The following is a 20,596-nucleotide window of genomic DNA, read 5'->3' as shown; positions in this document are numbered from 1 at the left end:
ATGTCCATGGTGATCGGTGCCGGGGTGTTCGCATCCACCTATGTGACGCCGCTGTATTTCCAGCAGGTGCTGGGTGAGAGCGCCGCCAGCGCCGGCCTGATGCTGATGCCGGCGGGCCTGGCCATGGCCTTCACCTTTCCCGTGGCCGGGCACCTGACCGATCGTTTTTCCGAAACCCGTATCATGCTGGCGGGGCTGCTGTTGTTCGTTCTCAATATGCTGCTGATGGCCGGTGCCAGCCTGACTACCTCGGCGGTGTGGCTGGTGTGGTGGACCTTGCTGGGCCGGGTGGGTTTGGGGCTGATGATGCCGCCATCGTCCACCGGGGCATTGGGTTTGTTGCCGCCGGGCCTGATTCCCCAGGGCTCGGGCATCTTCAATTTTGGTCGCCAGATTGGTGGCGCGCTGGGCGTGAATCTGTGCGCCCTGTGTATTCAGTTTTTCAGTGAATCTTTTGCACAGACCCGGCCGGATGCGTCGGCGGCGCAATCCTTTGAGGCGGGTTTTGATATGGCATTTCTGCTGTTGCTGGCCATTTTTGTGGTGGCGCTGTTGCCGCTACGCAGCATGCAGCAGGGGATGCGACATTTGGGAGAGCAAAGAGCATGAGCAAGACCGGGAATAACAAGCCGGACATTCTGGTAATCGGCGCCGGCGCCATTGGCAGTTTTTATGGCGCGATTCTGAAGCGGGCGGGTTGTACCGTGAGCGTGGTACTGCGGTCGGATTATGACGCAGTAAAAGCTGACGGCTTTCGCTTTACCAGCCCCCTGGGTGAACTGTCGTGGACACCGGATCAGGTCTATCAACCGGGCGATACTCCGGGGCGCCTTCCGGATTATGTGTTGCTGTGCGTCAAGGTGCTGCCGGGGGTGGACCGGGCTGAACTGGTGCGTCCCTGGATGGGGGCGCAGACCGGGCTGGTGTTGATTGAGAACGGTCTGGATATCGAGCGTGAGCTGGCGGATGCCTTCCCGCGCAATCCTCTGGTGAGCTGCCTGGCGTTTATTGCGGTGAGTCGCACTGGCCCGGGTACCGTTAACCATCAGGCCTATGGGCAGCTGGTGATGGGCAATTTCCCCACGGGCTTTGATCACCACTGCGCGCAGTTGGCGGGCTTGTTCCGCGAGGGTGGTATCGATATCAACGAGACGGATGCTGTGGTTGGCGAACGGTGGCGCAAATGTGTCTGGAATACCCCGTTCAATCCGTTGAGTGTACTGGCCAACGGGGCCGATACCTTGGCCATGCTTGATGCGCCGGGCGGCGAAGGGCTGATTCGCACCTTGATGGAAGAGGTGATTGCGGTGGCCCAGGCCGATGGCTACCCCATGCCGGACGGCATTATCGAGAAGAACCTGTCGGGCACCCGTGCCATGGGCGCGTATAAAAATTCCATGGCGCTGGATTACCTGAACGACAGGCCCATCGAGCTGGATGCGATTCTTGGCAATGTGGTGGCCATCGCGGACCGCCTGAATGTGCCCGTGCCGCACTTGCGCACTGTGCTGGTGGCGCTGCGTATGCGCCAGGCATGACGACTCGCCACTGAAGCCAATAAAGCACCTCACTTGAGCAGGGTTCGCAATGTATATAGTATTGCGAATCATTTTCATTTGTATTGGGGTGTATTGATGAATTTCCGAATTAGCCGTCTCCACGGGGGAGTGCTGCTGGGGTTGGCTTCGCTGGCGTCAGCAGGGGCAGTGTTGCCGCAGAGCGTTTTGGCCGACAACGCCCAGAGTAGCGCGCACCAACAACAGCGGGTCCGTGTCGCCTTACCGGCCCAGGCCCTGTCACGCTCCCTGGCACAAATGTCCCGGCAGACCGGAATCCAGATTCAGCAGGCCAGTGGACTGGTAGGAAACACCGTGGTCAACGCGGTCAATGGCACCATGGCGCTGTCGTTGGCGCTGGATACCCTGCTGGCAGGGACTGGTATCACCTACCGTTATACCGATGACGGTGCGGTGCTGGTGGGCGAGCCTTCTGCGGCATCAAGGCAGGATGCCAGCACGTTGGCAGCGATCAATGTGTCCGCCCAAACCGAGGTAGAGGAGTCGGCTTGGGGGGCGGCGAGTCAAGGATACATGGCGACGCATAGTGCCACCGGCACCAAGACTGACGCACGAATTGTTGAAATTCCCCAATCCGTTTCCGTGGTCACACGTCAGGAAATGGATGACCGTGGCTCTGAAACGGTGATGGATGCCGTGCGTTATACCGCCGGGGTGCAAACCGAAGGGCAAGGTATCGACAGCCGGGTGGACGATATTCGCATCCGGGGTTTTGATGCCTCCAGCTGGAGCAATAATCTGTACCTGGATGGGTTGCGTATGCCCCGGGGTGGTCAGTGGACTACGCCGCAGATCGATGCCTATGGCCTGGAGCGGGTGGAAGTGTTGAAAGGGCCGGCTGCTGTGCTTTACGGTCAGGTGGCTCCAGGCGGTCTGGTCAACATGGTCGCCAAGCGGCCGACCTATGATCAAACCAACGAAGTGGTGCTGGAAGCTGGCAGCTTTGACCAGTACGAAGGCTCCTTCGATGTGGGCGGGGACCTGGGCAAAAGCGGCAAGGTGATTGGCCGTTTGGTGGGGAGCTACAACGACGGCGATTCCCAGGTGGATGAAACCGAACTGAGCCGCACCTACCTGGCGCCCAGTGCCACGGTATTTCTCACCGATGATACCGAGATTACCTTCCTGTCTTACTACCAGAAGGATGAGGGCGGCTCTACGTTCCAGTTTCTTCCGGTCAAGGGTGTGTTGGAGCCGACTCAATATGGCTACATTGATCGCAGCACGTTCCTGGGGGAGCCGGACTGGAATACCTATGATCGTGAGCAGTGGGCGATAGGCTACGATCTGACTCACTACATCAATGATGCTTGGTCTTTCCGTCAGAATGCCAAGTACAACCATGTCGATTCGCTTTTTAATACCGTCGTTTCTGCAACGTTCCCTCCTGCGAACCCCGGTGGTCTGCTGCCGGATAATCGCACCATCAATCGCCGCGCCGTTCGCGGTGAAGGCGATCTGGACAGCATTGCGGTGGATAACCAGTTCAAGGTGCTGTTTAACACCGGCGGGCTGCGTCATGACGTGATTATGGGGCTCGATTATCTGAATACTGACTGGACGCATACTCGTTTTGCCGTGACTGCCCCCATTACGCCGATTGATGTCTATGATCCTGTTTATGGTGGTGCCGCCGGCTTCGAGAACAATATGCGGGTGCAGAGTGATTATGATGTTAGCGATAAGCAGTTGGGTGTCTATCTTCAAGACCTGATCCGTCTCGACCAGTGGCGTTTTACCGTTGGTGCACGACAGGATTACTTTGATAGTAAGTCAAGAAACAAGGCCAGCGGTAGCCTTGATAAGGCCGACGATGAAGCCTTCACCTGGCGTGCCGGTGCTACTTATCTATTCGATAACGGTGCGGCGCCTTATGCCAGCTATGCCACTTCCTTCGAGCCGTTGACCGGTTTTGATACCAGCGAAAGCCCCTTTGAACCGTCTGAAGGCGAGCAGTTCGAATTGGGCGTCAAGTATCAGCCACCGCGCAGCAACAGCCTGATCACCCTGTCTGTGTTCGATCTTACCCAGACCAACCTGGTGGTGTCTGATCCCAACCCGCCGGTTTCCGCTGCCTGTAATGCGGATAATTCCTGCCGACGCCAAACCGGAGAAACCCAAACCCGGGGTGTGGAGCTGGAAGGCAAGGCCTGGCAGGAAGATGGGCTCAGCGTGACGGTGAGCTACACCTATCTGGATGCAGAAATTACCAAGGAAACGGACGCAACCTTGAAGGGCAACGACAAGGAATATGTGCCCAGGAATAGCGCGGCCCTGTGGTTGGACTACAAGTGGCAACAAGGTTTCCTGCGCGGTCTGGGGCTGGGGGCCGGTGCACGGTTCACCGACAGCCTGTATGGCGATGCAGCCAACAGCTACAAAGTGGACAGCTACACCCTGTATGACGCCTCCGTGCGTTATGACATGCGCTACGTCGGCCTCGATGGCGTCATGTTATCCCTGACGGGACGTAATTTGGCGGACGAGGAATTCCTCAGCTCCTGTAGCCAATATGGCTGTTCCTACGGCACCGCTCGCCATGTAACGGCGGGGGTCAGCTACCGCTGGTAAACCATCAGCCGGCCCGCCATTGAGCGCGGGCCGGCCTGATTGGATGGACAGGTTATGACATACCTTTTAACCGGTCTCGCCACGTTGGGTGCGGGCCTTTTCTTTTATCTGACGCTGAATAATCAGCAATGGTTAAAGCAGCCATTGTCGTCGCGCTGCCGACCGTTGGCGTTAGTCGTCCTCGTCGCCAGCGTCGCGGGGTGGATGTTTCTCATGGATAGCAAAGCCGGTTTCTTTGCGGTGCTGGTGGTGTTGATGCTGGTGTTTGGCACGTTACCGTTGCTGTCGCTGCTGAAAACCGGGGAGGGGAAATAATGGCCAAGCCCAAAACGCCGGCGATACAACCGGACTGGATCAGCAAAACGCTCGCCGGTGCCCTGTTGGGCTTCGCGCTGGCGGTGGCCATTAGTGGTCTGTTTGCCTGGTGGGGCCCCGGGGGCATAGGGGCGCCGGACAAGGTGCAGTTCAATATGTGGGCGATCTCTCTCTACTGGATGACCGTATGGAGCCTGGTCTACCTGTTCCGCACTGGGCTGCGTGCCTGGTTGGTACTGGGCAGCGCCACAACGGCAGCCCATGTTGCCTTGTTTATTACACCGCAGATTCTTGGGGCTGCCTGACATGCGTGCGGATATCATCAAGACCTACAAAACCCTCCATACTTGGACGGGCCTGATTGCCGGCATGGCGCTTTTTATCTGTTTCTTTGCCGGTGCCATGACCATGTTCAAGGGGACGCTGGATCGCTGGGCAAAACCGCCTGGTGCTCAAGCCCAGTGGGTGGCGGGGGATCAGTGGTTACTGTTGATGCAGAAAACCCTGGCAGCCCATCCAGAAGCGGCAAAGGGTTTTACCCTGCACCTGCAGCCCAGCGAGAATATTGGCGCGCCACTGGTGTGGGATGCCAACCCGGAACGCTCCCGTTTCGACCCCCAGGCGCCCTGGGGGGCTACCCTGGATGAACAGGGCGAATTGGTAACCGCACCGTTCAGCACCTCGCCCATGGCCAACCTGGTGGACATGCTCCACCAGACAGCCGGGATTCCGGGAGACGGGCATCATCTGTTCGGGGTCTATGTGATGGGAGCCATCGGCGTGGTGTATGCACTGGCGCTGGTGTCTGGTCTGGTCGTGTTGCTGCCGACGTTGGTGAAAGACTTTCTGGCCCTGCGCAGGGGCAAGAATCTGAAGCGTTTCTGGCTGGATGCCCATAACGTTATTGGCCTGACCAGTCTCCCGTTCCATCTGATGATTGCACTGACCGTCATTGTCTTTGCGTTCCATGACTTTCTCTACGATGCCCTGTCACTGACCACCTACAAGGAGCGCCCGCTGTTCGAAATGCATGAGCATCACGATAGGGGGGGGAAACCGTGGCAGGCAATCTCCTGCCTCCACAGACGCTGTTGGCTAACCTGCAACAAGCCGCTCCGGATTTTATTCCCCGGGAAATGCAGTATTTGGGGCCGGTGAGCGAACATGCGGAAGTGCGCATTGGTGGCGAAAATCTGGATCATATGGTGCGCGGGGCTGACCGTGGTTTTGCTGCCATGGACCCTTACACCGGGGAACTGGAAGGCACCGAGTACCTGCCCGGTCACGAGAATGCCTGGACGGACATCGTCATCAGTATTTTTGCGCTGCACTTTGGCAGCTACGGTGGTGCCTTCATGCGCTGGGTGTATGTCTTCATGGGGCTTGCTGGTGCGTTTCTGTTTTATACCGGCAACCTGTTGTGGGTGGAAACCCGGCGCCGCAAACAGCGTCGTAATGGTGGGCAAGTGGAACAAAAGCGCAGCACGCGTTTGATGGCCAGCGCTACCGTGGGGGTGTGCTGGGGCTCCGTGGCCGGTATCGCGATTGCCATGACTGCCGGCAAGTGGTTGTACCGTGGGGTCGATCCGGCATCGCTGTACCTGTGGGCGTATTACTTTGTCTTTCTGGCGGCGGTGGGCTGGGCGTTTGTCCGTGGTCCGGGGCGCAGTGCGGTGGAGCTGATTGCCTTTGCCGGGGTCGCCTGGTTGACCGTGCCGGCCACCGCTCTACTGGCGTACCTGTTCCCGGCCATGCCGGCATGGATACAAACCGCACCGGGGCCACTGGCGGTGGATGGTACGGCGCTGGTTGCGGGTGTATTGCTGCTGGAAATGGCCCGGCGTACGGCAAAGCGCGTTTTCCATGGTAATACCGACAGTGTTTGGTATGCCGGCAAACCGGCGGGCGAGCCGGGTAGTGTTGCCGCCAGGGTAGAACACGCCTGACGGGGTGCCAAATCCGTTGCAATATCGGTTTCAATCAGGCCGCAACATGATACTAATCGTCATGTTGCGGTTTTTTTTGTCACCCTTTTATTGGGCAATAAATTGATAAACACAAAAACGGTTATCGTCTACGAAGTGAGATATCACTCTGTAAAAGAAGGAGTTAGCGGTTGAGATAAATGTACTAAAAATGTCTTTTATGCCGAAAAGGTAAATAAAATACTGATTTTTATAGGTTTTTAAATTACAAAAGCTAACGTGCAGGGGCTGGCGCAGTGTCGCATTCATCCGTGACTATGTAGTCCGAAAACAAGAACAGGGTGACATGATGCGAACAATAAAATTCCCCACCATCGCCTGCCTGCTGCTTTTGCCGTTGCTGCATGCCTGTGAAGAAGAACCGGATGTGTTCGTGCCGCCGGATCCTGGCAATGCTCTCATTTACGCCTATCCGGCCAGCGGCATGGTGGACCTGCCTTTGGGTAGCAAGCTGCTGCTGACGTTTTCCAATGGCATTGATGAGGCCGCGGCCAAGGAAGATTGTCACCCTGACGGTGATGACTTTGTCGGCGCGCTTTGCCTGGCGGATAGCGAAGGCAATCTGGTCGATCTCAATAGCGCCGAAGTGTCGAACCGGGACCGTACCTTGACGTTTTCCATGGAAAGCCTGCGTGCCGGTGAGCAATACCGCCTTTGGGTATCACCGGAGATTGCCCCGGGGGTGGTGAACTTGGAGCAGGACGGTCCGCTGATCACCTTCCGCACTCGCCAATACGATCCGGTGCCGGACCAGGCGCCGGAGGTGCTGGTCATTAATCAGGAAAACCCCGAGGCCTATCTGCCCGACTCTGAAGGCGCGGCACGTTTTCCGTTCATGGATTTTTCGTCGGTACGCATCACCCTTACCGAACCACTGGTGCAAACCACCGTGCGCTACGGCGATACGGTCAAGTTGGAGCATCAGCAAACCGGTGAACTGGTGGATGTGAGGATTCTCAGTGAACGCCATTACATCACCCTTGATCCGAAGGAAGACTTGATCGGCGGGGATACCTACACGCTGACACTGGATGGCCTGGAAGATTTTGATGAGGACTTGTTGGAAACGGTCACCTATACGCTGACGCCCCGGCTGTCCAAAGATGATGTGGCGGACCGCAACCCGCCGATCAAGCAGTTGATGAAGGCCCAGCCTGCACTGGGAGATCCGGGGTATCCGCAAACCTCGCGCCTGCATGGGTTGCCGCTCAACCAGTTCAACCTGGAAACCGAGGCGCTGGGGATCACCCAGGTGAATGCCATGCCTCTGGTGCTGGAAGGCTGGATGGGGCGCCCGGATGAGCATGTGGAAGCGGTACCGGTGGTGGCCCGTGCCGGGCAGCAGCTGCGCATTACCGGTATTGACCCGATCCTGTTGGGCGGTGAAGTACGCACGCCCATGTTCACCGGTGACCTGATCGGCACCTTTGTCACTGACGTGACCGGCTATCTGACCACCAATCCCTATCGGCCTGAGGGCTTTCAGCCCGATGACGATTTTGCGCCGATGTATGTCTACATGAATTTCGATCTCGCCATGCATGCGGTGGAACCGCGAGGCAATGCATCGGTGAACCAGAATCTCATGCACGTCCAGGCGGTCGGTGTGGTGGACGTAAAAGATGGGGCGTTGACGTTTGAGGTCTTCCGCACTCTGGAACTGGATATTCTCAGTGGCGCGGCCAAGGTTAGCGCCGACTTTGCCTTGGGGGTGCGTGCCGATTCGGAATTCGAGTTTGATCAACTCAACCGCGACCCGCTGCAGGCCACTGGCTCCTTCCCCGAACATAATCAGGTCCAGGTGGAACCCAGCAACAATATCATTGTGGTATTCAACGAGCCGGTGAGCGATGACGGCATGGAGGGGGTTCAGCTGTTCCGTCAAAACAGCAGCGAGCCGGTGCCGATCCAGGTACGCAGCAGCGGTTCCAATCTGGTCATTACACCGCTCAATGAACTGGCGGCGGGGGAGCGCTATAACCTGGATCTGGGCGATAACCTGAAAGACATGGATATCTTCGATCCCTCGCACCTGGAATTTGTGCCCGGTGATGCCACCGACGGCAGCGGTCAGATTGTTTTTGATACCGCCAGCTACGCGGCCAACGCGGATGCACCGGTGCTGCCGCCCGTGGTGCTGGGGCTGTATCCGGGTATCGGTTGTGCCCTGGAAGACCGTGGCGTCGAGCAGCAGGATGCCCAGGGGAACACCCTGGAAATGGCTGGGCGCTGTGCCGGCGGCCTGGCAGAAGATTCACTGTATTACCCGTTCTTTTACGACGTCAGCCGCCCCATTGAAGTGAGCTTCAATATGCCCATGGAGCTGGCGTCCATGACCTTTGGCACCATTGCTGCGGATGGCGAGTCCTGTGAAGGCGGAGCCATGTGTCTGGCTGAAGCAACGGATAGCGGTTGGGAGTCTATTCCGCTGTCTGCCCGTCGTAACAGCCTGCGTCTGCGTGCGGTGCCGCCCCCCAACACCATGGTGCCGGGGAAGGCATATCGGCTGGTGATCAACGGTGGTGACAATGGGGAGGACGTATTCCGTAGCCATGACCGGTTCGACAATCTGGGTATCAATACGGATCCGCTCAATGGCATGGGCACCTGTGGCTCTCTGTCCAATATGCCCTGTGAAGGTGGCCCGCCAATTCTGATTGATTTTACCGCGACGGCTGACGTCGGGGCGGCTTATGCCACCGTGCTGACACGCAAGTACACGGACGTAAACGGTAACGGGGGTCAGGATGCCGATGAACCGGAGGCGGAAAAAAATCATGGCCGGGGGTTCGTCAAAAATACCGGTGGCCTGATTGGTGGTGCCAATCTGGATCAGGGCGACCAGATATTTACCCATGCGGCCTTGCCCATGGCCTTTTTGCCCAAGGCGCCGCTGGACTTGAGTTACATCGGTCTGGTGGATGAAGGCAATGGCCGTTGGTGTGCCACCCAGGAGGATGCGGATGGTGATGTGTATTGCATCCAGACGGTGGGTGATACGGCCATTCCGGTGGAAATCAATGCCCAGCATGTGATGGGAACGTCACTGACCGCCAACGCCAATCTGGCGATCCCGGTGCTGGGTGATCTTATTCCCTTGCCGCTGGAAACCGGTGCGCTGGTGCTGCGTTTCCGGCCCTATGACGACATGCCGCCGCAGCCGTTGCGCGGTTTTGTTATCAATGCCATCGATCCCGACACCGGTGAGGAAATGGAAGACCCGGTTTTCATTACCCGCCTGGATGCCTGGCTTGATGCTCCGGATGTTCGTCTTTTTTCAGCACTGATTCCTGGTGGCGCAGCCATTCCCAATGTGGCTGACGCCAACGTGAGAAGCCTGCCGGTGTCCGCCTACCTGAATGGGCCGGTGAAGTTCCTGCGCAATGGTCAGATAACGCTGGAATCCAGCAATGCCTCGGCCATTGCGGCCTCACTGAATCTGAGTATCGACCTGGGTGCCCTTATCCCGGTGTTGGGCGACCTGCTTGATCTGATTATTGGCGGGGTGCTGCCGGAAGAGGGGGTTGGCTCTCTTGAGCTGGGTATTGGCAAGGATGACTTCCGTATCCGTGTGGTCAACAACCCGGCCCACGCACGCTTTACCTCGGTGGGTCAGGAAAATGCGGGAGACCAGTAACAATGAGAACAACAATGAGCCATAAAAAACGTTTTTATCTTGCTGTTGTATTGGGGCTGCTTGGCGCTAATGCCTCTAATGCCTCTGCTGCTCAGGATCTTTACGGGCCGGACTATCCCGGGGTGAAGTTCACTCAGAAACTGTTCGGCGAGGACCGGCTCTACTTTCGTCTCGGGGCGATCTACATGAGCCCGGATGTGAAGACCAACTCCATTACCCTGAGTAACTTGTCGGAAATCGCGGAAGTGGCGGTGGAACCGGGGGAACAGGAAGGGGATGCGTTCAGTGATCCGCTCACCATCCCGGCGGCCACCATTGGTTATAAGCTGCGTTGGGGCGTCTGGGGCGGTGGTTGGTCGCTGGAGACCATGGCCGCCATGCCGCCGACTCTTGAACTCAAGGCCAAGGGGCGCATTGCCGATGTGCCTCTGGTGACGGAAGCGAATGGCATCCCTACCGGTGTGCCAGCGCTGGGAGAAAAAGTGGCGGAAACCAAGGTGGCGCCTCCCATGGTGACATTGGTTAAGCGTTTTCGTAACGAGCGAAATTTCCGCCCTTATGCCGGGTTGGGAGTGGTGTATTTATTCACCTATGACAGCCACGTGACTAACCCCATTCTTACTGAAGTGGGCGAGCCGGAATTGGAAATCGAGAACAAGTTTGGCTGGGTTGGCCAGGTGGGGGTGGACTGGCGGATGACGGACTACTGGTGGCTGGCGGCGGATTTTAAATACATCAGCGTGAAAGATGTTTCGGCCACGGTGGAAAGAACCTTCATCCGGGCGCCAGGTTTGCCGCAGTACCAGTATGCGGAGGTGGGGGACGCGGAGTTCAACGCTGACATGAATGTCTATGCGTTCAGTCTGGGAGTGGGATTCACCTTCTGAAACCCGTTGCCAGTTGGGTTGCTCCGCAACGCGGCGTAACCCAACCATTCGTCAAAAAAACGAGGCAGGTATCACAGGCTGTTTTCTATTTCCGCGAGTTGCTCCTTGCTCAGCACGGAAACACTCTCGGTGGTCTCATCGAAGACCACAAAGACCTGTTCCTTTTTCAACTGTTCACGCACTTGTTCTACTTTGGTGGCGGTGGAAATTTCCGTGTCGCCGTAGTCGGTGCCGTCCCGGGTGACGAATTCTTCAATCAGGTTGTGAAGGGTATCCGCAGGCAAGTCTTTCCAGGGAACAATGATGGGCATAAATCCAGTTCTATAAAAGTGAATAGGGTAAGGGCCGAATTCGATAACGTGTGCAGCCCCTGAATTTCAGTTTTCCGCTTTTGTCTTTTTCTTTAGCGTCAGGCATCAGGCTTGGGGCGTCGTGCTTGCGTCTTATGACAACAGCAACTGGATGCCCGCGCCGATGATGACAATCCAGGACGACAGGACGCCGAGCTGGCGGGGCAGGTTGGCGCTGCTGCGGGGCACCAGCATGCCATAAGCGTAGGACAAGCGCCCGGCCAGCAGCAGGATGCCGTACACGTGCAGGGCGCTATTGCCGCCGCCATTGATTTCCAGCAATGCCATCAGGATCAGCGCCAGCGGAATGTATTCCACCGTGTTGCCGTGGGCGCGGATGGCACGGTTCACGTCTTTATGGCCACCATCGCCCAGGGAGACTTTTTTCCCCAGCCGGTAACGGACCACGTTGGCGGCCAGGGCGATGACTAGAAAACCGCACAGGGCGGCGTACAGGGCGGTGACTGGCAAGCTTACTAGGGTCATGGTTTCCACTCAGGTTGTCTTTTTCGTTTGCGAACAATAAACCGCGAAGGGTCCAGGGCGTCAACCAATTGTGCGTCCACGGGCAGCGGCTGCCCGGTAATTTTGCTGGCCAGCAAGTCGGCGCACAGCGGCGTGCCGGTAATGCCACGGCTGCCGTGGGCCAGGTTCAGGTAGAGGCCGGTGGCCGTGCGATGTGGGTTGTCGGTGGCCACGGGCAACGGGCCGCACAGAGGAACAAAGTCAAGGCTCTGGCAACGAAAGGCCACGCGCCGGTCCTGGATGATAATGGCTTCCCCGCCTAACGCCTGCCAGTGTCCGGGCAGGTAGTGTTTCAGTTGTGCCAGGTTGTCAGCGTCGTCTGCATCGGTGGGGGCGGGTTGGCTGTCGTGTAGATTGAAGGTGGCACCCACGCAGTGCAGATCATCCAGTGCGGGTGTCAGGTAGCCGCCATGGCATTGCGCCTGCTGCCATTGCCGGGACGCCTCGGTGGCCTGGCAATAACTGACCTGACCCCGAATGTGCTTGAGCGGTAGCCAGCCCAGCCCTGGTAGCTGCTGGCTGGCGCCGGCGGCGCAGACTATCACGGCGTTGGCATGCAGCCGGGTGCCTTTGTCCAGCGTGACGCTGGCGGGGGAGCCTTCCTGTAGTGACGTCACGGAGTCATCAAGCAATGTAATCGCTGGATGGTTGAGAAGGTGCCGGCACCAGCGATCCGGGCGCAGGTAACCGCCGCCCACCAGTTCCACTCCATTGCCGGCCAGCGCCGGGCGAAGCAGGTCGGCAGGCCAGGCACCGCTGTCCATGGCGGCAGTGAATTTGTCCCGTTGTTTGTCGTTTACAAAGTGCTGAATGACGCCATTGAGCTGGCCGTCCTGGTCACTGGAGGGAAAGCCGTAATGGTGGAGCCAGCGCAAGGCATGGCGGTAGCTCGTCTGGTAGAAACGATTCTGTGGTGTCAGGTGTGGGCTGGCGGTGCTATAGACGACACCGGCCAGATTCCCGGACGCGCCGGCGGCAATGCCCTGCGGATCCAGGACGGTCACGGTCCAGTGTTGCTCGGCCAGGGCGCGGGCTGTAGTGGCGCCGGCCAGGCCGGCGCCGATGACGATGGCGTGCCGGGATGTGCTGGGCTGGTCGGTTGGGTGCTGGGTGAGGAGGGTGCCGGTCTTGGTCATAGCAAATGTGGTCCCTCTAGTCGGACCGGGATCAGCGCAGTGAATAGGGGAGCGGTCATGGAATCCGTGTGGTAGGCGGCGTCGCTGTGAGGCCCTAGGGTAACACGCTGCGATTACGGAGCTGGCACGTTCTGGGCCGCCTTGAACTCAGCCAGTACACGTTTTGTCTGTTGCAGTAACCAGACGGTTTTCTGCCGGTAGCTGGCGTTGCTGATGCGGATGAAGTTGTCGTTGATCAAGGTGACCAGTAACGCCTGGTTTTGAATTGGGCGGTTGGGTTCTACCCAGCGCATTTGGGCCTGGGCACTGGGGTTGCCTTCCAGGTCCACCAGTCGCTCACTGATGATGCTGAGCGCGTTGGCGCTGTTGCTGAGTGCCTTGTCGACCCGGCGCTGGCGCAGTTCACTGTAGTAGCCCGCCACGGCGCGCCGGGGTTGCATGGTGTCCCAGCCCGCAGGCAAGCCGGACAGGGTAAGGGAAAGCTGTTCCTTGCCATCCGCATCCCGGTAACGCAGGGTGCGCGCGTGCTCGGAACTGATTTCGCCGTCGAATTGCAGGCCCGCCAGGGTCTTGGGCGCCTGGTAGAGATCCAGTTGTGCTTTACGGTCTGGCAGTGCGCGGGCCTGGTTCTCCGAACCGGTGGCTTTAAGGGTGGCCTTGTCCAGTTTTTGCACGTGAAGCGGTGAATCCGGGGTTTCCTCCACAGGCTTGTCGGCGCAGCCAGAGAGTAGGCTCACCAGTGTGAAGACTGGCAAGAGATAGCAAACTTTTACATTCATGGATCGCAGCATAGGGCAAGGTAAATATCTTGTTAGAAGGGATATGCCGTTGTGTGCAGAGATGTGGCAAAGCATAAGTGTGGCAAACTACGAGCATAACCGTTTTCAGGGCAGGCGGATGGAAAAGCCATCACATAATATGTCGCCAGACAGGCCACGGTCATCAGCACCGGGGTTGCCGGTTGTCGGCCTGAGAACCAGTGCGGCCATGTTGTTGCTGTTTGCGCTGATCACCGTGCCATTCGCCATCGCCTCGGTCCTTCTGATTCAGCATCGCCTGGGCATGCTGGATACCTACGATACCATGCGTGAGGACGTGCGCCTGTTCGATGCGGGTCTGGCCGCGTTCCCGCCGCTTAACGACATGCGCGACCTGGCGCCGGTCGCTATTCACACCCAGGAACCGGAAATCGTGTCCCGCTTTGAACTCAGCCGCTCCCGTGCCGGCAGCCGTTTGCTGGACTTCCTGCAGCGTGTCCGGCAGCGGGATATTCCGGGGCTGAATGATCAGGGCGGGTTGCTGAGCGAGGCCTGGCGCGACCTGACGGTGAAAACCGGTATTCCCCTTGAGGATGTGGTTGGCCCTTTCGACAACGTGAACCAGATTACCCAACGGTTGAGCAATGCCTTGTCCACGGTGTTGTTTGTGTCGGATCTGTCCATTGGCGAGGGGCTGGAACCCAATGAGGTGCTGTCTTTGCCGCTGGGGTCATTCCGCCAGGCCCAGGAAGATATCGGCCTGATCCGGGCGCTGGCTCTGTATGTGAGTCTGCGTGGCGGTTACCTGGGGGACAATGACGCCCGGCGGTTGGAGAATGCCTGGCAGCGTTTGCAGCACCAGGTGACTATCATCGATAGCGAAATCAAGGCGCTGGTGGCACGTACCGGTGCCATTGAGTTGCAGCAGCAGTGGCGCTTGGTGCAGGGCGGTTTGCTGTCGTTTCTGGAGTGGTCCGAGCAGGAATTGATTCTGGCGCCACGCATTCAGGTCTCCTGGGAAGAGGCTTACGACCACAGCCGCAGTGCCATGAAATCCCTCGACGGGCTGTCCGCCACGTTGATTTCCCTGGCGGACCAGCTGCTCAGCAATGTTCGCCAGGAAAAGGCCCGGGCCACGGTCTGGATGATGCTGGGTATCGTGCTGCTGTATGGGCTGGTGTTGGGGTTGGCGTTGTGGGTGTACCGGGCCAATTACCGGGCGATCAATGCCCGTGCCGAGAGCCAGGCCAAGGGCCTTTTCCTTGCCCGCATGAGCCACGAAATCCGAACGCCGCTGAACGGCGTGATCGGCCTGGCGGAATTGTTGCGCGAGACCGACCCGTCGCCACGACAGCAGGAATATATCAGCCTGATTGATAGCGCCGGCCGTACCCTCACAGCGCTGCTCAACGATGTGCTGGATTTCGCCAAGATTGAAGCAGGCAAACTGCAATTGGTTGAAGAACGCTTTGACTTGCCGACGCTACTGGCGGAATGCGTGCAGATGTTCAATTTGCCGGCCAGTGATAATGGCACCCTGGTGATTCTGGATGTGGATCCGCACACTCCTTCGGATGTGGTGGGGGACGCGATCCGGCTACGCCAGATCCTGATCAACCTGGTCGGCAACGCAGTGAAATTTACCCGCAATGGGCGGGTTGTATTGTCCCTGGTGTGCCGTCGCAGTGGCGGCGAAGCCCCGCTGTTCACCTTTGCGGTGACCGATACCGGCATTGGCTTGACCCAGGACGAGCAAGCGCAACTGTTCCAGCGTTTTTCTCAGGCTTCCGCCAATACCGCCCGTCGCTATGGAGGTACCGGGCTGGGGCTGTCCATCAGTCGCGAACTGGTGGGGCTGATGGGCGGAGAGATCCATGTGCACAGTACTCCGGGGCTGGGGTCCCGGTTCAGCTTCAGTATCCAGATGACCAGCGAGCAGGGTGACATCCCGATGATGGCGGAGCTGCCGCCAGCCAGTTGGCTCTGGGATGTGCAGGGAAGCCTGGTGGATTGGCTGGCCGATGACCCGCGTTTCGACACCGTGAAAGTGGTGAGGAGCATGGGGCAACTGGCGGAGGTGAACGGGGAGATCCGCAGTGGTGTTCTGCTGATCAATGGCCTGCCTGAGCAGGCGCTACTCGACGAAGCGCTGCAGATGGTGCGCCTGAATCCGGCCCGTATCCAGGTCTTGTTATTGCTTGGCATGCGTAGTGAAACGCCGGACTGGCTACCCGGGGAGGTGCGTGTGCTACGTCGCTCGGTGGTGACGGTCAGTGACCTCCAGCAGCTACTGGGGAGCTATGTACCCGGGGCGATCCCGATTGTCACTGAGCCGGTGGCGGTGGAATCCATCTCCAGTTTGCGTGTTCTGATTGTGGAAGATAATCCGGTGAATCAGATGGTCACCAAGGGCTACCTGGAGCGGCTGGGCGTTGCGCACATCATCGTCGCGGAGGATGGCCAGCAGGGGGTCGATTGTTTTGATGCTGAAGAGGGGGGGCTGGATCTGGTGTTGATGGATCTGGATATGCCGGTGATGGACGGATTTACCAGCGCCCATCATATCCGCGAACTGGAAATTCAGCATGGTTGGCCTGCGTGCCAGATATTGGCACTGAGCGCCCATGCCATTACCGAGCACGGAGGTCGGGTGCCCAGGGCGGGGATGAACGGGCAATTGATCAAACCCTTGACTCTGACGGCAATGAAACAGGCCCTTTCCCAGTATCTGGGTGTTACGGCATAAGGTAGATCAAGGTGTCCTGCATGGCCGGGGGGAGCAGAGGCGCAGACCATACCAGCGCTATCAGGCCTGCCAGAATCGCGCTTTCGATGCGCCAGGCCCGATGACGGCGTATGGCGTGCAAAAGGCAAGCGCAGGCTGCCAGCATCATGCCACTGAAAAAGCTGGCCATGCTGACCAGTTGCCATTGAACATCATTGAACGTCAGGCCGATGCCGCAGGCGGTGAGCGCTGCAGCGCAGACGGTGAGGAATGAAAATGACGAGTGATGATGAGTTGTTTGCATGTCCAGCATCCAAAGATAATCCCCATGGTTACGATTGATGCAAGCAAGCACCGTGCCGAAACCTATCCTTTCTACTTTGATGCTAATCCTTATTTATGAACTGTCTGTGAAATTGCTAGCCTCATTGGGTTAGCTTTTGTCATCTTTCTATCATGTTAATGATTAAAAATGGTTAACAAGTGTACGTATTAGTTCGTATAATGCGGGCCGCAGTAGCGGCAATCGTGATTTATTGATTTCTTGCTGTGCACGCCTATGGGGGCTGGCAACAGGAAGAAATGGGGTTAAATATGCGTTTTTTTGCAATTGTTCTGACTCTTTCCGTTATGTTGCCTGCCCAGGCTCAGTTAAATCCGGCGGTTGAGGGGCGCCTGTGTCAGGCGGCGTCTCAGGACAGTGCCTTTGGCGCGCTGGTGGATCAGTTGATTGAAAGCGGAGACGTGCAGATGACTGCCGGGGAGTCTCTGCTTTCCATCCATTGCCCGGATGGGCAAACGGTGCTCTCCCATATGGTCAAAGGCCGTCAGGCGGAGAACCTGGAATATGCGGTGATTGATATGGGCCTGAGTTTGTCGGCTTCCCGGGTAAGCCTGAATGGGCAGACAGTAAGCCTGGGGGATGCCCTGACGCGCCTGGGCGCTGACAGCGATACGGCGACCCGGAATTTTGTCGATAGTTACCTGGATGACCTGGCCGACGAAGACTTTAATCCCAACTTGCGGGTCAGTCTGAAGTAATCATCGTTCCTGTCGCCCCGCGTTTCCCGTTTTTTCAGACGGCTGCATCCGCAGCCGTTTCTCCCCGGCTCCCCACACCGCTATAATCGGCCCGCAGATGAATACCGGGGCCTCTATGTCAGACCAGCATGATCGCATTTACGCCACGTCCCACCAGCAGGTGGCGCGTTTTTCCTTCGACGATACGGTAGTGCGGGTTTTCCCCGACATGATTCGTCGTTCGGTGCCCGGTTACCCCACCATTATCGATATGATCGGGGTGCTGGCGGCCCGTTATGCCCAGCCCGATACCTGTCTGTACGACCTGGGGTGCTCTCTGGGGGCGGCCGCCACTGCCATGGCGTCTCTGACCGGCGACACCCGCAACCCTATTGTGGCCGTGGATAATTCCCGTGCCATGATCGAGCAGGCCGCCACCTTGCTTTCTGATGCAGGACAGGCCCACCGGGTGACCCTGGAAGAAGGTGATGTGGCTGAGATGGCATTCGAGCCTTGCTCCATGGCGGTGCTTAATTTCACGTTACAGTTCATCGCCCCGCAAAAGCGTGATGCCCTGATTCAACGCCTGGCAGATGCTACGGTGCCCGGCGGCATTCTGGTGTTGTCGGAAAAAATCCGCTTTGCCAACGAAGCTGAAAATGCCTTGCAGACCGAACTGCACCATGCCTTCAAGCGCAATAATGGTTATTCGGATCTGGAAATCAGCCAGAAGCGTACCGCGCTGGAGAATGTGTTGATCCCGGAGACTCTGGCGGACCACGAGGCGCGCCTGAAAAAGGCGGGCTATCGGCATATTCATGTCTGGTTCCGTTGTTTTAATTTCATGTCATTACTGGCCGTGCGCTGATGCTTACCGATTACCTTCAGGCCTGTGAACGCGGGCTTGCGCCCCTGTTTGCTCCGCAACCCCTGGCCGCAGTGATGACGCTGTCCCGGGAGCGTCTGGTCGACCGTCCCCACGGGGATTTGCCCCGTTGGCTGGCGGCACTGGAGGCGTTGCCAGCGGGGCCAGCTGAGTGCGCCCTGGATCAGAACACACTGACCATTGGTGCTGCCGGTGAGCAAGACGAGGACGGGGTAAAGCAGGCGTTGCAGGGGTTGATTCCCTGGCGCAAGGGCCCGTTCGAGTTCTTTGGCGTGCCTGTGGAAACAGAATGGCGTTCTGACTGGAAGTGGCAACGGGTGGCGCCGCATTTGTCACCGTTGGCGGGGCGACGGATTCTCGATGTGGGCTGTGGGAGCGGTTACCACTGCTGGCGCATGGCGGCCGCCGGCGCCAGTGCGGTCGTGGGGATCGATCCGACCATTCTGTTTCTGGTGCAGTACCTGGCAGTGCGCCGCTATGCCCCTGAGTTGCCCGTGTGGTTCCTGCCTTTGCGCATGGAAGAGCTGCCGGCAGACGGTGGGCAATTTGATACGGTGTTTTCCATGGGCGTGTTGTACCACCGGCGTTCCCCGTTGGACCACCTGCTGGAATTAAAGGGTGCATTATGCGCCGGCGGCGAGCTGGTGGTGGAAACCCTGGTGGTGGAAGGGGATGAGCGCACCGTGCTGATGCCGGAAGATCGTTACGCGGTCATGCGCAATGTCTTTTTCCTGCCTTCCGTGGCTATGCTCACCCGCTGGCTGGAACGGTGTGGTTTTGTGGATGTGCGGTGTGTGGATGAAAGCGACACCACGGTGCAAGAGCAGCGATCCACTGACTGGATGCGTTTCCAGTCGCTCCCGGATTTTCTGGATCCGAACGACCACCGCCTTACCCGTGAAGGTTACCCGGCGCCACGCCGCGCAGTGCTGGTTGCCCGAAAGCCGTAAGGTTTGGCCGTCGATGTCGTGCGCGTGGAGGCGTCGAGCAGGTGATCCACCAGCTCCAGGCGCGCGCTTTCATCCAGTGCGTTGATGAAAGGGGTGAGGGTGTCGAGCAAGCCATCTTTACGGGCCTGCGCCAGTAACGCATCGCTAAGCGCCTGGGGCGGGTTTGCTTCATTTTGTTGTGTGTCGTCCTGAGTCTGAGCTTGCTGGCTTTGTTGTTTCTGCGCCTGGGGGGAGAGAATGCGCTGGCCGCGCTCCGCGGGTTGGCGCAACAGCTTCAGGGTATCGTTGACCAGTCGTCCGGTGCCCTCGTTGTCGGCGCCGCTGTGCACATGTACGGCGATGCGCACATTCAGCGTGACACGAAAATCATCGACCTTGAATTCGTGGTGGTCAAGCCAGTCCAGTAGCCGCGCGGCTGCGATGTCGGCGCCGTCTGCATTGGTGCCGGGCAGGGCCAGAAACACCACCTGGTTGCTGCGTGCGGTAATCAGGATATCTTCACAGCGTTTGCGGCTGTTCAGGTGTTCGCAGAATTGCCCAAGCAGGGGCGCAATGTGGTGCTCGCCTATTTCTGCCTGCAGTGTTTTCAGTTCCTGCAGGTCGATGGCAAGCAGTGCCAGGGGTTGTTTGTGGCGTCGGCAAAAGGATAACGCTTGTTGTAAAACATGTTGGCTATGGCTTTCTGCGCGTTGCGGGTTTGTCACGGCAGTCATTGGCACCTCGGGACCAGAGATTATGATGGCATCCTGCTCAACGTTGTAGGCTTCCATTCCCGCTAGTATGACTCTAGCGGGTTCACGGCTGTCCGGCATCGGGTGCATACTCTATTTAACAACAATGTCGGCCACTGTTACGCAAACAGTGGCCAGCACGCGTGGCCCGGAACGGGTTTCACTCAGAGGAATCAATCATGTCGGTTACCTGGATTGTCGCGTCGGCGCTGCTCAGCTCCCTGTTCACACTGGTGGCTGTCGGGGTGTGGGCTCATTTTTATTTTCAGCCCCGTTTGCGCGACAGTCTGCAACGGGAACTGGATGAGCAGGTGGAAAAGGCTGCACAAGTGCTCTCGGACCGTGTAGAGGAAGGGGTTCGCCGGGGCCTGGTGGAAGGGGTACGTAATTTGCCCTCCAAGGAATTACTGGAAGGCGCGAGCCGTAACCTGGCGCGCACCAGTGCCGAGATGGTGGGGGAGCGTCTTGGACAAATCTTCGGGCGCAAAGACAAGCCCTGATTTTGGCCGGCTTTGCCGGTTCCGGGTTATAGCGTCAGGCGTG

Annotated in this window: 20 protein-coding genes; 14 read left to right on the top strand and 6 right to left on the bottom strand. The window is 58.2% G+C overall.

Going from position 1 to position 20,596, the window contains the following annotated elements; all coding sequences use genetic code 11:
* The 9 genes from COA55_RS02255 to COA55_RS02215 all read left to right on the top strand — a co-directional run.
* The coding region (locus tag COA55_RS02255; protein WP_290500427.1) for an MFS transporter at nt 1-609 on the top strand (609 nt) is incomplete at its 5' end.
* On the top strand, nt 606-1,538 hold the full coding sequence (locus COA55_RS02250) for a 2-dehydropantoate 2-reductase (RefSeq protein WP_290500426.1): 933 nt from the start codon (nt 606-608) through the stop codon (nt 1,536-1,538). The genes COA55_RS02255 and COA55_RS02250, both read left to right, overlap by 4 nt.
* A 96-nt stretch (nt 1,539-1,634) precedes the next feature.
* Nucleotides 1,635-4,148 carry a TonB-dependent siderophore receptor gene (locus COA55_RS02245; RefSeq protein WP_290500425.1) on the top strand — a complete coding sequence of 838 codons (2,514 nt, stop codon included), beginning with the start codon at nt 1,635-1,637 and terminating at the stop codon, nt 4,146-4,148.
* 54 nt (nt 4,149-4,202) lie between these two features.
* Nucleotides 4,203-4,463, top strand: a complete 261-nt coding sequence (locus COA55_RS02240) for a hypothetical protein (RefSeq protein ID WP_156497107.1) — start codon at nt 4,203-4,205, stop codon at nt 4,461-4,463.
* A complete protein-coding gene (locus tag COA55_RS02235) occupies nt 4,463-4,768 on the top strand; it encodes a hypothetical protein (RefSeq protein ID WP_063521088.1) in 306 nt (101 codons plus the stop codon). The genes COA55_RS02240 and COA55_RS02235 overlap by 1 nt, the downstream gene beginning before the upstream one ends.
* Before the next feature lies 1 nt (nt 4,769).
* Nucleotides 4,770-5,621, top strand: a complete 852-nt coding sequence (locus COA55_RS02230) for a PepSY-associated TM helix domain-containing protein (protein WP_290500424.1) — start codon at nt 4,770-4,772, stop codon at nt 5,619-5,621.
* Complete coding sequence (locus tag COA55_RS02225) at nt 5,522-6,409, top strand: PepSY-associated TM helix domain-containing protein (protein ID WP_290500423.1); 888 nt, start codon at nt 5,522-5,524, stop codon at nt 6,407-6,409. The genes COA55_RS02230 and COA55_RS02225 overlap by 100 nt, the downstream gene beginning before the upstream one ends.
* Nucleotides 6,410-6,734: 325 nt before the next feature.
* Complete coding sequence (locus COA55_RS02220) at nt 6,735-10,085, top strand: Ig-like domain-containing protein (RefSeq protein ID WP_290500421.1); 3,351 nt, start codon at nt 6,735-6,737, stop codon at nt 10,083-10,085.
* A 14-nt stretch (nt 10,086-10,099) separates the two neighbouring features.
* On the top strand, nt 10,100-10,972 hold the full coding sequence (locus tag COA55_RS02215) for an OmpW family outer membrane protein (protein WP_231880690.1): 873 nt from the start codon (nt 10,100-10,102) through the stop codon (nt 10,970-10,972).
* Nucleotides 10,973-11,043: 71 nt separating this feature from the next.
* Here COA55_RS02215 and COA55_RS02210 read toward each other — a convergent pair whose 3' ends face one another.
* From COA55_RS02210 to COA55_RS02195, 4 genes are all read right to left on the bottom strand, one after another.
* Nucleotides 11,044-11,283 (bottom strand): YheU family protein, encoded by a 240-nt coding sequence (locus COA55_RS02210; protein WP_063520846.1) that lies wholly within the window; start codon nt 11,281-11,283, stop codon nt 11,044-11,046.
* A gap of 132 nt (nt 11,284-11,415) precedes the next feature.
* Entirely contained in the window at nt 11,416-11,808 is a 393-nt protein-coding gene (locus COA55_RS02205) for an MAPEG family protein (RefSeq protein ID WP_290500418.1), read from the bottom strand.
* Nucleotides 11,805-12,983, bottom strand: a complete 1,179-nt coding sequence (gene mnmC, locus COA55_RS02200; RefSeq protein WP_290500416.1) for an FAD-dependent 5-carboxymethylaminomethyl-2-thiouridine(34) oxidoreductase MnmC — start codon at nt 12,981-12,983, stop codon at nt 11,805-11,807. Before mnmC ends, COA55_RS02205 begins: the two co-directional genes overlap by 4 nt.
* A 113-nt stretch (nt 12,984-13,096) precedes the next feature.
* Nucleotides 13,097-13,762 carry a hypothetical protein gene (locus COA55_RS02195; protein WP_231884025.1) on the bottom strand — a complete coding sequence of 222 codons (666 nt, stop codon included), beginning with the start codon at nt 13,760-13,762 and terminating at the stop codon, nt 13,097-13,099.
* A 118-nt stretch (nt 13,763-13,880) separates the two neighbouring features.
* Between COA55_RS02195 and COA55_RS02190 the strand changes: the two genes are divergently transcribed.
* On the top strand, nt 13,881-16,487 hold the full coding sequence (locus COA55_RS02190) for an ATP-binding protein (RefSeq protein ID WP_290500414.1): 2,607 nt from the start codon (nt 13,881-13,883) through the stop codon (nt 16,485-16,487).
* Here the strand turns inward: COA55_RS02190 and COA55_RS02185 are convergent.
* The gene (locus COA55_RS02185) at nt 16,477-16,770 is read right to left on the bottom strand and encodes a hypothetical protein (protein WP_156496930.1); all 294 of its coding nucleotides are present in this window, start codon (nt 16,768-16,770) and stop codon (nt 16,477-16,479) included. The genes COA55_RS02190 and COA55_RS02185 overlap by 11 nt on opposite strands.
* A 290-nt stretch (nt 16,771-17,060) precedes the next feature.
* Between COA55_RS02185 and COA55_RS02180 the strand changes: the two genes are divergently transcribed.
* The 3 genes from COA55_RS02180 to cmoB all read left to right on the top strand — a co-directional run bounded on the left by COA55_RS02180 (nt 17,061) and on the right by cmoB (nt 19,322).
* The gene (locus COA55_RS02180) at nt 17,061-17,507 is read left to right on the top strand and encodes a hypothetical protein (RefSeq protein WP_290500413.1); all 447 of its coding nucleotides are present in this window, start codon (nt 17,061-17,063) and stop codon (nt 17,505-17,507) included.
* 115 nt (nt 17,508-17,622) lie between these two features.
* The gene (gene cmoA / locus COA55_RS02175) at nt 17,623-18,354 is read left to right on the top strand and encodes a carboxy-S-adenosyl-L-methionine synthase CmoA (RefSeq protein ID WP_197468593.1); all 732 of its coding nucleotides are present in this window, start codon (nt 17,623-17,625) and stop codon (nt 18,352-18,354) included.
* Complete coding sequence (gene cmoB / locus COA55_RS02170) at nt 18,354-19,322, top strand: tRNA 5-methoxyuridine(34)/uridine 5-oxyacetic acid(34) synthase CmoB (protein WP_063519428.1); 969 nt, start codon at nt 18,354-18,356, stop codon at nt 19,320-19,322. The genes cmoA and cmoB overlap by 1 nt, the downstream gene beginning before the upstream one ends.
* Here the strand turns inward: cmoB and COA55_RS02165 are convergent.
* Nucleotides 19,277-20,035, bottom strand: a complete 759-nt coding sequence (locus COA55_RS02165; protein WP_197468592.1) for a diguanylate cyclase — start codon at nt 20,033-20,035, stop codon at nt 19,277-19,279. The two genes, cmoB and COA55_RS02165, sit on opposite strands and share 46 nt — an antisense overlap.
* A gap of 197 nt (nt 20,036-20,232) precedes the next feature.
* Here COA55_RS02165 and COA55_RS02160 point away from each other — a divergent pair, with 197 nt between their 5' ends.
* Nucleotides 20,233-20,553, top strand: a complete 321-nt coding sequence (locus COA55_RS02160) for a hypothetical protein (RefSeq protein WP_063519426.1) — start codon at nt 20,233-20,235, stop codon at nt 20,551-20,553.
* Nucleotides 20,554-20,596: the final 43 nt, after the last annotated feature.

Origin of the sequence: Alcanivorax sp., from assembly GCF_002733835.1 — a bacterium.
Lineage (GTDB): Bacteria > Pseudomonadota > Gammaproteobacteria > Pseudomonadales > Alcanivoracaceae > Alcanivorax.
The sequence above is the reverse complement of the archived record's forward strand: the minus strand, read 5'-3'. Positions and strand labels throughout refer to the sequence as shown.